General features: G+C 63.0%; 12 protein-coding genes. 4 read left to right on the forward strand and 8 right to left on the reverse strand.

The genetic code is table 11. From position 1 onward, the window contains the following. The 5 genes from ACY693_RS06855 to ACY693_RS06875 all read right to left on the reverse strand — a co-directional run. A partial coding sequence (locus tag ACY693_RS06855) for an AMP-binding protein (protein ID WP_462321085.1) occupies positions 1-923 on the reverse strand: 923 nt, incomplete at its 3' end. Between the two features lie 71 nt (positions 924-994). After that, the gene (gene hemN / locus ACY693_RS06860) at positions 995-2,512 is read right to left on the reverse strand and encodes an oxygen-independent coproporphyrinogen III oxidase (RefSeq protein WP_462321086.1); all 1,518 of its coding nucleotides are present in this window, start codon (positions 2,510-2,512) and stop codon (positions 995-997) included. A 193-nt stretch (positions 2,513-2,705) separates the two neighbouring features. Further along, positions 2,706-3,635 carry a 50S ribosomal protein L3 N(5)-glutamine methyltransferase gene (gene prmB, locus ACY693_RS06865; RefSeq protein ID WP_462321087.1) on the reverse strand — a complete coding sequence of 310 codons (930 nt, stop codon included), beginning with the start codon at positions 3,633-3,635 and terminating at the stop codon, positions 2,706-2,708. Positions 3,636-4,293: 658 nt separating this feature from the next. Then, positions 4,294-4,764 (reverse strand): Rrf2 family transcriptional regulator, encoded by a 471-nt coding sequence (locus ACY693_RS06870; RefSeq protein ID WP_462321088.1) that lies wholly within the window; start codon positions 4,762-4,764, stop codon positions 4,294-4,296. 67 nt (positions 4,765-4,831) lie between these two features. Then, entirely contained in the window at positions 4,832-4,981 is a 150-nt protein-coding gene (locus tag ACY693_RS06875; protein WP_462321089.1) for a hypothetical protein, read from the reverse strand. A 141-nt stretch (positions 4,982-5,122) separates the two neighbouring features. Between ACY693_RS06875 and ACY693_RS06880 the strand changes: the two genes are divergently transcribed. From ACY693_RS06880 to ACY693_RS06890, 3 genes are all read left to right on the forward strand, one after another. Continuing rightward, on the forward strand, positions 5,123-5,713 hold the full coding sequence (locus tag ACY693_RS06880; RefSeq protein ID WP_462321090.1) for a class I SAM-dependent methyltransferase: 591 nt from the start codon (positions 5,123-5,125) through the stop codon (positions 5,711-5,713). A gap of 84 nt (positions 5,714-5,797) precedes the next feature. Further along, on the forward strand, positions 5,798-6,169 hold the full coding sequence (gene trxA, locus ACY693_RS06885) for a thioredoxin (RefSeq protein WP_462321091.1): 372 nt from the start codon (positions 5,798-5,800) through the stop codon (positions 6,167-6,169). A 190-nt stretch (positions 6,170-6,359) separates the two neighbouring features. Continuing rightward, the gene (locus ACY693_RS06890; protein WP_462321092.1) at positions 6,360-6,806 is read left to right on the forward strand and encodes a DUF1249 domain-containing protein; all 447 of its coding nucleotides are present in this window, start codon (positions 6,360-6,362) and stop codon (positions 6,804-6,806) included. 139 nt (positions 6,807-6,945) lie between these two features. On the opposite strand, the gene ACY693_RS06895 is transcribed toward ACY693_RS06890, so the two are convergent. The 3 genes from ACY693_RS06895 to ACY693_RS06905 are packed head-to-tail and all read right to left on the reverse strand — an operon-like array spanning position 6,946 to position 10,881. Beyond that, positions 6,946-8,865 carry a RyR domain-containing protein gene (locus ACY693_RS06895; protein ID WP_462321093.1) on the reverse strand — a complete coding sequence of 640 codons (1,920 nt, stop codon included), beginning with the start codon at positions 8,863-8,865 and terminating at the stop codon, positions 6,946-6,948. Positions 8,866-8,907: 42 nt separating this feature from the next. Then, positions 8,908-9,852, reverse strand: a complete 945-nt coding sequence (locus ACY693_RS06900; protein ID WP_462321094.1) for a gamma-glutamylcyclotransferase — start codon at positions 9,850-9,852, stop codon at positions 8,908-8,910. Positions 9,853-9,912: 60 nt separating this feature from the next. Continuing rightward, positions 9,913-10,881: an acetyltransferase gene (locus ACY693_RS06905; protein WP_462321095.1), complete on the reverse strand. Its 969-nt coding sequence runs from the start codon at positions 10,879-10,881 to the stop codon at positions 9,913-9,915. A 440-nt stretch (positions 10,882-11,321) separates the two neighbouring features. On the opposite strand from ACY693_RS06905, the gene ACY693_RS06910 reads away from it, so the two are divergent. Further along, positions 11,322-12,572: a 30S ribosomal protein S1 gene (locus ACY693_RS06910; RefSeq protein ID WP_462321096.1), complete on the forward strand. Its 1,251-nt coding sequence runs from the start codon at positions 11,322-11,324 to the stop codon at positions 12,570-12,572. Positions 12,573-12,654 lie beyond the last annotated feature (82 nt).

Genomic DNA, 12,654 nt, shown 5'->3' on the forward strand with positions numbered 1-12,654 from the left:
GGCCCATCGCCTTCGAGGATCGGCACGCCGAAGCGCTGCTCGAACTGCTCCATCAGGGATTGCGGCATCGCCGCACCGCCAGAGATGCAAAGCCGCACACTGGCCCAAGCCGCAACCTGGTCATCGGGCAGACGCAGCAAGAGCCCATAGAGGCTCGGCACACCCAAGAAGATCGTCGCCCGGTACCCAGCAATCCCTTGGACAATCAGCTGTGGATCAAAACGCGCGATCGGAATCATCGCCGCGCCGCTGAGCAAAGGGGTCAGGACACCAACGGTCGCGGCAAACGCATGAAACATCGGCAAGACGACGAGCAAGCGATCGCGCTCCGGCTCCAAGGCCAGGACCTCAGCCACGGCCGATGCATTGGCAGCCAGATTGCCATGCGTGAGCACGGCCCCCTTGGGACGACCGGTGGTCCCCGATGTGTAGAGGATGACCGCATCATCCGATGCCGAGCGCTCGACCTCAGGCGCTGAGGCGGGCACCCCGATCATCGACTCCATCGCGGATGCGCTCAGGCCCAGATCGCCGCCGATGCCAATCCGAAGCCTCACCGCAGGCGCCTGCGACAGCGCCGCTCGGGCCGTGTCGGCCATCGCCGAATGCGCGATCAACGCCTCGCAGCCGCAGTCTTGGAGCTGGAAGGCAACCGCTGCGGGATTCAACAAGAGGTTGATCGGAACAACGACCGCGCCTGCTTTGAGCACCCCGAGATAGGCAACGACAAACTCGGCACTGTTCGGACAGAGCAGCGCAACCCGCTGCCCCGGCGCGAGTCCATCTGCGATGAGGCCAGCGGCAAACGCATCCGACGCCTGATCCAAACGCCGATAGCTCCAGACGGGCTCGGCGAGCACAGCCGGAGACTCGGGCCAGCGCGCAGCGGCTTGCCGAAATAAGGTCGAGAGACTGTCGCTCATAGGTGCAATTTATTGCTCCGGCTCCGATCTCGGGCTTCGATCTCCGGCTCCGATATGGCCCGGCAATCGCCTCAGATCACCTTCGAGAAGCCACCCTGCCCTTGCTTGGCCTCCATGTAGGCATCGAAGGCCATGCAGATGTTGCGGATCAGCATCCGGCCCTTGGGGTGCACACGGATACCGCTGCTGTCGATCTCGAGCAGGCCATCGGCCTGCATGCCCTCGAGCTTGGCCAGATCGCGGCCGAAATAGTTCTGGAAGTTGAGGTCCCAGGCGCGCTCGATCTCGCCGAAATCCAGCTTGAAGTGACAGATCAGACGCGTAATCACATCGCGGCGGATCTCGTCGTCGCGGTTCAGCTCGATCCCGCGGAACACCGGCAGCCGGCCGGCGTCGATATCCGCATAATACTCGTCGAGCTCGCGCCGATTCTGGCCATAGGTCGCACCGACCTTGCCGATCGAGGTCACACCGATGCCGATCAGGTCGCAATCGGCATGGGTCGAATAGCCTTGGAAGTTGCGGTAGAGGGTGCCATTGCGCTGCGCCAGCGCCAGCTCGTCATCGGGACGGGCAAAGTGGTCCATGCCGATATAGAGCCAGCCGGCCTCTGAGAGACGCTCGGTAGTGGCCTGGAGGATCTCGAGCTTAACCTGCGGCGGTGGCAGCTGATCTTCGTCGATCCGGCGTTGCGGCATGAAGCGCCGCGGCAGGTGCGCGTAGTTGAACACCGACAACCGCTCCGGGCCGACCGCGATGATCTTGTCGAGCGTGTCCATGAAGCTCTCAGCGGTCTGATGTGGCAGTCCATAGATCAGATCGATGCTGATCGAGCGGAAGCCCTCGCGGCGGGCCGCCTCGAGCACGGCGAAGGTCTCGTCCTCGGTCTGCACCCGGTTGACCGCCTTCTGCACGCGCGGATCGAAGTCCTGGACGCCAAGGCTCATCCGGTTGAAGCCGATCTCGCGCAGAAGCGCGATGGTATCGCCCTTGGCCTCGCGTGGATCGATCTCGATCGAGTACTCCCCGACCTCATCATCGGCCAGCTTGAAGTGCTTGCGCGTCTCGGCCATCAGCTCGCGCATCTGCTCAGCGCTCATGAAGGTCGGCGTGCCGCCGCCCCAGTGCAATTGCTCGACCAGGCGGTCGTCGTCGAACAGCGCCGATTGCATCTCGAGCTCTTTGTAGACGCGATGCAGATAGGGCTGCACCAGACTGCGGTCCTTGGTCGCGACCTTGTTGCAGGCGCAGTAGAAGCAGACCGTGTCGCAGAATGGGATATGGAAATAGAGCGAGAGCGGTCGACCGCTCGCATTGGTCTCACGACAGACCTGCTGATAGCGGGTCTCATCGAAGGCCGGATCGAACTCGACCGCCGTTGGATAGGAGGTATAGCGCGGGCCGCTCTGGTCGTAGCGCTGAATCAGCTCGAGGTCGAACACCGTCCGTTGATCGGCCGCCCCCTCGCTGGCGAGGGAGCGCCCCGCGCCTGCTGGGTGTCCGCTCGCTTGCCCATCGAACCCTTCCTGATGACGACTCCCCTGAGCAGAGGGATCTTGAGTCTTGGTGGTATCGGTCTTTTCAAGCATCGTTCTTCTACCTCAAGGCGCGGTCGTCGGGCCTCGTTGCGTTGTCTGATTCAGGATCTGATCTCAAGCCAAAGGGCGGCTCCGAATCCGGCGGATCATGGAGCAAGGACAGCCTCTAACACCGAGCCGCTGGTGAGCAGGCACCGCGGCCGAGACATCGGATGGCCGATAGCCAAGACGCTAGCGTCGGCATCTAGGCGTCTCCGACCGCCTTTGCGAACGCTGCATGTGCCTCGACCAGCTCCGGGCGGCGCATCAGAAACACGCCTTCGCCGCCGCGCTCGAACTCGAGCCAAGTCAGATGCAGCTCCGGGAAACGATCCTGCAATGTTTCCGCGGCACTGCCAACCTCAACGATCAAGAGACCATCATCGGCCAGGAAGTCTGGCGCATCGCGTAGGATACGCAAGACCAGATCGAGTCCGGACTCTCCGGCCGCAAATGCAAGCTGCGGCTCGTGGCGATACTCGGCGGGCAGCGATTCCAGCTCCGCCGCAGCGACATAGGGTGGATTCGAGACGATGATGTCGTAGACCGCCTCATCATCGATCGCGGCAAACAGATCGGACTCGATGATCCGGACCCGATCCTCGAGGCCATGCAGCGCGCGATTGCGCATCGCGATGCGCAGCGCAGCCGGTGAGATATCGGCCAGATCGACATCGGCGTCGGGTAGATGCATGGCCGCGGCAATCCCGATGCAGCCACTGCCAGTGCAGAGATCCAGTATCCGCCCCACCTCAGCGGGCTTCGCCCAGGGCGCGAAGCCGTGGCTGATCAGCTCTGCCAGGGGCGAGCGCGGCACCATGACATGCTCGGAGACGAGCATCTCCAGTCCCGCAAACCAGGTGCGGCCGATCAGATAGGCTGCCGGTCGACGCTCATCGATCCGTCGCCCGAGCAAAACGACCACGGCCTCGCGCTCGGTGTCGGTCACGCGGCACTGGCCGTACTCGGCAATCAGCTCAAGTGGCATCTTGAGCGCATCGGCAACCAGCCAGGCTGCTTCATCGAACGCGTTGTCTGTGCCATGGCCAAAGTGGAGCCCGGCCTCGGTGAAGCGGCAGCCCCCCCAACGCACGAGGTCCTGGATCGTTTGCAGCTCGTCGGTTTCAACCGGCATGGCGACAGGGGTTCTCGCTTGTGCCCAAGGGAACTGCTCGGCACAACGGCAACGCAGGCGCTGCTCAGTCGGCGCGCAGGGGTGTGCGGCCTAGCGCATCAACGAGTAAACTACCGATCCTGTTGAAGCGAGCCGAATCGCTAAGCATAGCATCGCTTATCGGTCAGCTGGCGAGACGATGCACCCGCCACCTGATCTAGGCCAAGATCCGCGCCCGGCCCGACGCGCTTCGCCGACTGTTGAAGACGATGATATACCAAAAGCATCCCAATTGATGGCACGGCATAGTGGAGGGTCGGGTGGCGGCGAGCGGGGGTGTCGACGGCATGGATGCCGTCGTCAAGCCTCCAAGGACGGATTCACGGCGTCCCCCGATCGCCGTTGCCCGACCCGGAGCGGGCTCGCAACGCCGAAAACTGATCTGCGATGGGTATAAAAGCCAGCGCTAGCGGATACCGTCACTCGGGGACGGCCTTACGGAGCCGATCGCTGGCAAGATCGGCACGCATGGCGCAGAAGCGCTCGTCAGCGTTCAGAAGACCGCCAGAAACCCCACCCCCGAGCCCATCCCCAAAGACTCGTCGGCCATGGAACCGGCGATGCAACAGAAGCTGAGCCAGAAGGCAGCTCAGGCGCTATGAGCTTCGACAGAAATCCCTTAAGCTGCGCGCTGTTTACTTAGGGCTGCTTGGCGTTTCTCGATCTGCTCTTCCGGCCGCCGATCGCGCTGACCGCGCTCGACCAGGTCCGCCAATGAGATCTCACTCAGGAACGTGAAGATCTCATCGCTGAGTTGGTCCCAGAGGCTGTGCGTCAGGCAGCGCTCGCCACCTCGACAGTTCTCGCGGCCCCCACAGCGGGTGAATTCGACCCACTCGTCGACTGCACAGATCACGTCGGCGATTGTGATCTCGGCGGCGGGTTTGCCAAGATAGTAGCCTCCGCCTGGACCTCTAATCCCTCGAACCAGCTGCTTTGCGCGCAGAGCCGCAAATAGCTGCTCGAGATAAGACAAGGAGATACCCTGGTTGACCGAGATGTCGGCCAGCGTTACCGGCCCTCTGCCCGAGTTGAGTGCGAGATCGAGCATAGCGGTGACGGCATAGCGGCCCTTGGTGGATAGTCTCATGGTGTGATGCCTTAAGGTTGACGCGGCCTTTTCCTAGTTACGTACTTGGTTTTGCGAGAACCGATTGTCAAGCAAAATGCTCAAGATTTTTGCTCTCCCTCACAGCGACACTGAATTCGATGGTCGGATCGGCGGCGATCAAGGCTACGACTGCCATCGAATCGCGCAGAGCCGCCGGATGAAGACGCAGGATGAAGTCACTGTGCCCATCGGACATGCCCATGGGCTCCAGGCCCCGGCGTTGAGCCTCAGCGGCGACCTGCTCGCCTGGCTGGTTCGGCAGCTTGACGGCTGCCTGGTTCCCAGCTGGCAACCCTAGCCTAGGCCCGTTTCCTACTTCTGCAGCAACTGAGCCCCGATGCCGCGCGTTGATACCGAAAGCTTCTACCGTCACGCTTTAGCGCGTTACGGCGATAACGCCGAAGGCGTGCACTGGCGCTCCACCGAAAGCCAGCAGATCCGATTCGAGGTCCTGCGCAACCTCCTGCCGTCGGATCTCTCGCGCATCTCCCTCGTCGATGTCGGTTGCGGCCTCGGCGACCTTCACGTCTTTCTCGCCGCTCGTAACGATCTACCGCGCCAGTACATTGGCCTCGATGCCGTCGAGGCGATGGTCGAGCGCGCCCGTGCGCGCACAGGCTGCGCGATCATGCGCTGTGATGTGCTCAGCGACCCCCTGCCTGACGCCGATTGGTACCTCGCAAGCGGCGCCATGGCGCTGTTGACGCAGGAAGAGACCGGGGCCTTCATTGCGCGCTGCTTGAACGCCGCCCGCCAGGGGCTTGTGTTCAATCTGCTGAAGGGGAGTCATCAGTCGCTCACCTTCAACTATCTGATGCCCGAAGCAGTCGAGGTCTGGGGGGCGGAGATGGATGTTGACGTAAAGATCGTCGAAGGCTACCTCTCGGGCGATTTCAGCGTCGCCATGATGCACAAAGGCGGCGAATGACCGCGCCTTGCGGGCGGGAACCAGCGGAGCCCTCCAGGATTCTGTTAGACTGCCGATTACTTTTCAGCGACAGAGGAACCGCTCATGGCCGTCGTAGAGCTCAACGAGCAGACCTTCGAGCAGACCATCAACGACAACCCCTTCGTCATCGTCGACTTCTGGGCAACCTGGTGCGGCCCCTGCCGCTCGTTTGCGCCTGTCTTCGAAAAGGTCTCGAACGACCACGAGGACATCGTCTTCGCCAAGGTCAACACCGAAGAAGCCCAGGGCATCGCTGCCCACTTTCAAATCCGCTCGATCCCGACGCTGATGATCTTCCGCGACAATGTGATCATCTTCTCGCAGCCGGGCGCACTCCCCGAGAGCTCGTTTCGAGAGCTGATCGGCAAGGCGAAGGAGCTGGATATGGATCAGGTGCGCGCTGACATCGCCAAGCAGCAGGGCGGTAACGCCTAAGATTCAGCCCACCGCAGGTTTCTTTCCATCTCGGCTAGCATGGCTGCCCTAGCACAGGAGGCGGCCATCCAATCGACCGGGCCTACGCCACCCTTGCGCTACACGGGCCCCCAAAGACGCGATGCAGGCATCTACGTTTTCTTTCTCTCGCCTCGTACTGCTGACGCCGCCGCCCGACGTCGGCGGTTTGATGGCCCTGTGCGAAGAGAACTATGCGGCGTTGATGCGGCTCGCGCCGGCCCTAGCCCAACTCGATGGTCAGCTCTGCTCGACACCTGAAGGCAGGGCGGAGCTGTCACTCTCGATTCTCGAGCAATCGCCCTATACCACGACGCTGCGTCTCACCCATGTGCTGCGTGGCGAGCCGCCTGCTCAGACCGGCCATCAGCACCCATCAGAGCCGGACGCGATTCTGCGCGCCTACCACGACGCCGAGCAGGTCGAGGTTCTCAACCTGAGGCAAACGGTGCTGCCAATCCTCAGCCACTACCAAGCACCCGCCTTGGCCGCGAAGTGGCGTGCCAATCTGTTTGTCTCCAAATGGCTCGGGTACTGCCTGCACCAGGGTTACCGATTCCCCCTGAGCGCAGGGTCGGCCACCGCTGCAGATACCCGAGAGCTGCTTCCAAGCGCCTAGTCCGTCGCCCAGAGTACGAACCAGGCCGTAGGAACCAGGCCGCACAGACCGAGCCGCCCAGACTGGACCAAACAGACCGGGCCGAACAGAAGGCCAGCACCGCTTTACCGGCTCCTTCTCGGATGCGGGGCACGGATGCTCAGTACTCGAAGCTCCACTGCAGCCCGGCTTGGGGGGCGATGTGCAACCGTTTGCGGTGAGCAGCGAGCGGTGGGTCCATAGGCTCCCTGTCCGTGGCGCCAAGTTCGACCAAGATCTCGGCACGTTGATCGAGCCAGCGCTCGAGGTCGCTTGCGCCCGAGAGCGAGATCCGACGCTCGGCGCCGGTCACTAGCGCGAGCACCTGCAAACGCTCCGACGCATCGAGATCGCTCAGCAAATCCGGCAGCGGCCGCGGCAAGAGCAGGAAGAACCCGGCACCAAACTCATGGATCGCCATCCGAACAAACCGCCTCGGCGCCGCCGCCTCGAGCGAGGAGGCGATGATCAGGGCACGGTCCGGGTAGCGCGCGCTCAATCGCATCAGCGCTCGCCGCATCAGCAGATCGAGCCGCGCCCCCATCACTTCCTCCTCTAAGGTCCTATTCGCTGCCAGGCCGACCAGAAGCATGCGCAGCACCCCGAGCCCGGAGCGCGCCAGCAAGGTTGGCACTAGCCGCACCGCGAAGCGATCCAGATCCTTCATCGGCCCAGACAGCTGCTGATAGGGGATCAACTGCGGGTGATGCTTGCGGGCGTTATCGCGTGTCGGCGCATAGGACCAGCCGTCTAGCCAGCGGTCCGCGGCCCAGCGGTCATGCTCGATCACTGCCAACCGCTCGACCTCAACCGGTGCAAAGGCAAAGGACTCGACTTGGCTCTCAGGGACTGCCTGGCAGTCGGTCATCGCCAGCTTCGCCCAGAGATGATCGGCCTGGTGGCGATTCGCATCCCGATAGGACGAGGCCAGTGTCGACCAGGGCTGCCCCGCCGGCTCAAGAGACGGATCACGTCCCTGGGCCTCAGTGGTATCGCAGTAATGCTCATGGATGACGCGCGCCAGCTCATCACCCCGCCCCTCGAGCAGGAACGCCCGATCAAGCGCGAGCGCTGTTTGGCTGAACGGGATCAGTTGGCCATCCCAATCGCTCAGCTCGCCGTCAGCAATGGCATCGCCAATCTCGACGAAGAACGGCGGCGAGCGCTGCTGTGCATCCAGCAGCTGTGTAACCAAGGCCTGCGCCTGACGCAAGGCGTCAGGGGCCGATGTCGGTGCCGGTTGTCTCCGCTGCCCTGACGTTCGCGCTGGGCCCGATGCTGGCCCTGATGCTGATGCTGAGGCTGGCGCTGATCCTGGCTCCGATCCTGATCCTGATGCTGATTCTGACGCTAGCTTTGGGATCGGCTCGATACAGACCACCGCCGCCGTCACCGGCGGAGCAGCAGCCAGGTTGGCTGTCTCCAGTGATCCGAACCTGAGATCGGCAATCTCGTGCGCCTGCGGATAGGCCCGGGTAAAGGTCTGCTCCCAAGCCGTAGCCGCGTCACTCAGCAGCGTAAAGCGAGTCCTTTGCTCGCCGTAACCGCTGATGCGCAGCGCCTGTAACAACAGCGCGTCGGCAAACGGGCTGCGACCCAGGACCAGGAGGTGGATACGCTGACCGAAGAGCGGATCAGCTCCCCAATGCAAGGGCCAGCTCGCGAGCAGTCGCCGAGCCGCAGCTGTGGGGATCGAGACCTGCTCGAGTTGGACATGCTCGGGACAGTCTGTCTCTGCCGAGGCCCGGGCATTGGCGCTCGGTCCAGGACCAGCGTCGATGATCAGTACCCGCCGCGGCGACGGACGGCGCGTCTGCTCGAGCCTCGCCCTCAGGTTGCGAAGCAGCGTTAGGGGCTTGTCCAGATCGACGAGCAACCAGACATCCGCCTGCAACAGCTCGCGGGTCCGGATATCAGCGCCCCGAGCCCTGGTCAATCGCTCAGGCCCGCCGCCCAGAGCGCGGGCGCAGGCCTCGGCGACGGCACCCTGCCCGAACAACAGGAGCCGGCGCCGACGTCCGCGCCCCCACAGGATCGACATCAGAGCATCGCCATCAGTGCGCCCAGATTACCGAGTCTGGGATCAATCGCTCTGGTGCAGCAGGTTGCCGGCTTCATCGAGCACCGAGACAGTGATCGGTATACCAGCCCGCACACTCGCCGAGACCACACAGAAGTCTTCAAAGAGGGTCTTACACCGCTCAAATCGCTTGGATTCGGCCAGCTCCTGCGCAACGATCATCTGCACCTCCATGCGGCCGATACGCAAGCGCTTCTTCTCGTTGCGCACCATCACGCAGGTCACCGCGGTGCGCAGACTCTGATCCGGCGGCTCTTCCTTGCCAATGCAGTAGAGCAGGCTCGCTGAAAGACAGTTGCCAACCGCGGCGGCGAGCAGCCGTGAGGCGTTGGGTCCATTGGTCTCACCCAACGGCGGCGGCTCATCCATCAACAGATCGGCGGCGCGCTTCCAGTCGAACGCAGCATTGATCTCGAAGCCCTCGCGCTGCTCGAGCTGGATGGTAAAACGGCCCTCCTCGGTCGCTTGTGAAGCGCTATTCACAGTCGTCATACTCGTCTCCGTCGCCGTGAGTCTGGACCGCAGCTGCTGTTGCCGGCCCGGGTTCTTCGAATCGCGCCGGCCGCGCACGGCAGCTGCTCGCGTTGGTGTCGCATGGCGTGAGACCGCCCGCCAATCACCGCTCGGAATCAGCGTGCGGTCGCGGACCGAGCCGCGATAGAGGTAGGTCCATGCGCGGCCAAAGCGCGTCGCGAGCAGGCGCCGATCATAGAGTCGTGGATAGTCTTCGAGCACGTCGAGTGCCTTGAGGCCCGCCTGGTCGACTCGATAGAGCTCGCCCGACACCGCGGTTCGACCACCGGCAATCAGTCCCGGATAAGCGCCGAGCTGCAACAGGCTAAAGCGCGGCTCGGTGCGATGCTCACCGACCCATTCAGCGTCTTGAAGCAGCCGATGATTGACCTCACCGCGCAACAGGGTGCCATAGACAAAGACCAGATGCCGCATCAGAACCGCCCAAGACCTCTTTGCTCGCTCCTTCCAGGCCCTAGCTCGCCGGCGAGCCGGTCAAGCCTCGCCGAAGGCCATCAAGAAGGCGTCGACAAAATCTGCGTATTCGCTGTCCTTCAACTGATTGATGCCGGCCGCGGCCTTACGGCCACCGCCGGTCTCGAATTGTCGGCAAAGCACATCAGCCCCATCCGGCCGGTCGATCGGCGCACGCACGCTGACGAGAAACCCGCCCTGAGCGAGCCGGGTGAGCATGGCATGGGCGCGCATCGGCGCCTGCTGTGCGAGCGCATTGGCATAGACTCCCGCGACTCGGCGCGCCCAGGGCGCGGCCGGAAGCACCATGAGCAGATGCGTCTCACTTCTATGCTCCGGGATTTGCGCACGCGCCCGCGCCATATCGTCCGCATAGCCGGTTTGCAGCGCAGCAAAGGCATCATCCTGGCGGACGAACTCGAGCGGATCGGCGTAGGGCCGCAGCCGTGCAAACAAGACATCTGGCGGAAAATGCAGATCCTCAACGGTGGCACCATAACCGTTGTAGTTCAGCAGGATGCCGAGCTCGCGCAGCTGCTCAAGCTCATCCTGCCTCAGTCCCAGTGACTGCGCTGCCGTCCGTGCGGCGGTGTCGAAGTTGTCACCGAAGGTACCGACAACGGCCCAAGCCCGTTGGCGGCCCTGCAAGAGATCATCGACTAGGAGGCTCGTGCCCCGATCAGCCGTTGTGTCGATATGGGCCTTGAGATTCGGATGGGCTGGGATCTCACCGGGGTAGTGATGATCGACGTAGCGAACGCTCACGCCACGCGCAAGCAGGCCCATCAACGCATCGCGATTCTTGTCGAGCGAGATATCCAGCGCCGTGACCTGATCTTCGGCAACGGCTGGCACCTGCCGCAGGAGCGCGATATCGCGCTTGGTGCCAGTAATCAGGACCGCCCGCTCGGCATCTGGCTCGGTCAGATGAAGCTGCTGCAGGGCGCAGAGACCATCTGCATCGCCATTGAAGACATCGTAACGGGTCATTCGGTCGAACCTCTTGCATCGGTTTCAAGCATTCAACAGCCTGGGATGAGCTTAACGCGCGGATGACACCCATGCCCAGGTGGCGGCTCTCACCATCGATCCTATCGACATCAACAGACCGCCAACCCGGCTAGGGCGAGACCAATTCAGCGCGACAGGTTCTCAGCCCAGCGATGCCAGCCCCGCGATGTCAGCCCAGGAATATCAGCTCGACAATGTCCGCCAGGTCAATCGCAATTGAGGCCCAAGCGCGTCCCAAACGAGGTCTAGACGCGCTCAAGATGCCATAGATCACAATAAGACGCCCCTTCTGCTGGCCCCATGTCCGGTCAGCCGAGTAGAATTCGCAGCGCTTGTGCCGTCGGCGGATGTCTAGGCACAGTCCTGCATTGCTTCTCGACCTCTATCTCTCGACCGGCCCGAAGACAGGCCCCCCATTGATGACCGACGACAACGATTTTGAGGCCCTGCTCAAGGAGCTAGAAAAGACCGAGCAGGCCCTGGCTGCTCGTCCAAAGGTAGGTGACCGGGTTCAGGGCACCATCATCGAGATCGGCGAGGAACATGCGTTCGTCGACATCGGCGGCAAGGCCGAGGCGACCATGGAGCTGACCAATCTGCGTGACGCCGACGGCCAGATCAACAAGGTTGTCGGCGATACCATTGAGGCCGCGGTGACCGGCGTCGACCCTGATAGCGGCACCCTTGTGCTTGGGAGTCGTCACGGCCGCCATGCCCATGGCACCGATCAGCTCGAGGCCGCGTTCCAGGCCGGCACCCCGGTCGAGGGTCAGATCACCGGCACCACCAAAGGCGGCCTCGAGGTCCAGATTGCTGGCCAGCGCGCCTTCTGCCCGGCCTCGCAGGCCGACCTGCGCTTCATCGAGGACCTATCGATCTTGGTCGGCGAGCGGTCCAGCTTCCGCATCACCAAGCTCGAGGGCGGTCGGCGCCTGAACCTGGTGGTCTCGCGGCGTGCCGTGCTCGAAGAAGAGCAGGCCCAGCGCGCGGCCGCGACACGCGCCAAGCTCGAGCCCGGCGCCGTGCTGCCCGGCACCGTGGTCGGACTGCAGGAATTTGGCGCCTTCGTCGACTTGGGTGGCGTCGAGGGCATGATCCATATCAGCGAGCTCGCCCTGGGCCGGGTGCGTCATCCCGAAGAGGTCCTGAGCATCGGTCAAGAGATCGAGGTCGCGGTTCTTCGCATCGAGCAGACCAAGAACCCTAAGCGTCCAGAACGGATCGCGCTCTCGATTCGGGCCTTGGCAAAGAATCCCTGGTCAGACGCTGGTCAGCGCTACCGCTCCGGAACCCGTGTGCGCGGCCGCATCGAGCGTCTCGAGCCATTCGGTGCCTTCGTTGAGATCGAGCCTGGCCTCACAGGGCTAGCCCACGTCAGCGAGCTCGGCGCAGGTCGGCGCGTCGATCATCCGAAGGATGTGGTGCAGGTTGGCCAGGAGGTCGATGCCGTGATCGTCCAGGTCGATTCCGAACGCCGCCGCATTGGGCTCTCGCTCGCATCGGATCGCATCGCCGAGGCCGAGTCCAACACCCCACAAGCGAGTACCGCGCAGCCGACGTCATCAACAAGATCGTCGAGCAAACACCACGCTGAAGAGAGCGCCGAGGACGCAGGCGTCGGCACCCTAGGTGAGCTGCTGAAGGCTCAGCTTGGGCAGGATGAGGCCTAATCTGTTACATCCAATCCGTTACATCCAATCCGTTATTCAGGTGACCACCGACAATGCCCTGAGCGGGAGAGCCCTAGACAAT

Source organism: Halochromatium sp. (genome assembly GCF_054919635.1).

What these genes read in the sequence shown, in the direction of transcription:
- ACY693_RS06910 (WP_462321096.1), top strand. Translation starts at nt 11,322, where the DNA reads ATGACCGACGACAACGATTTTGAGGCCCTGCTCAAGGAGCTAGAAAAG.
- ACY693_RS06890 (WP_462321092.1), top strand. Translation starts at nt 6,360, where the DNA reads ATGGCCCTGTGCGAAGAGAACTATGCGGCGTTGATGCGGCTCGCGCCG.
- ACY693_RS06875 (WP_462321089.1), bottom strand. Translation starts at nt 4,981, where the DNA reads ATGTCCGATGGGCACAGTGACTTCATCCTGCGTCTTCATCCGGCGGCT.
- trxA (WP_462321091.1), top strand. Translation starts at nt 5,798, where the DNA reads ATGGCCGTCGTAGAGCTCAACGAGCAGACCTTCGAGCAGACCATCAAC.
- ACY693_RS06905 (WP_462321095.1), bottom strand. Translation starts at nt 10,881, where the DNA reads ATGACCCGTTACGATGTCTTCAATGGCGATGCAGATGGTCTCTGCGCC.
- ACY693_RS06870 (WP_462321088.1), bottom strand. Translation starts at nt 4,764, where the DNA reads ATGAGACTATCCACCAAGGGCCGCTATGCCGTCACCGCTATGCTCGAT.
- ACY693_RS06880 (WP_462321090.1), top strand. Translation starts at nt 5,123, where the DNA reads ATGCCGCGCGTTGATACCGAAAGCTTCTACCGTCACGCTTTAGCGCGT.
- ACY693_RS06900 (WP_462321094.1), bottom strand. Translation starts at nt 9,852, where the DNA reads ATGCGGCATCTGGTCTTTGTCTATGGCACCCTGTTGCGCGGTGAGGTC.
- hemN (WP_462321086.1), bottom strand. Translation starts at nt 2,512, where the DNA reads ATGCTTGAAAAGACCGATACCACCAAGACTCAAGATCCCTCTGCTCAG.
- ACY693_RS06895 (WP_462321093.1), bottom strand. Translation starts at nt 8,865, where the DNA reads ATGTCGATCCTGTGGGGGCGCGGACGTCGGCGCCGGCTCCTGTTGTTC.
- prmB (WP_462321087.1), bottom strand. Translation starts at nt 3,635, where the DNA reads ATGCCGGTTGAAACCGACGAGCTGCAAACGATCCAGGACCTCGTGCGT.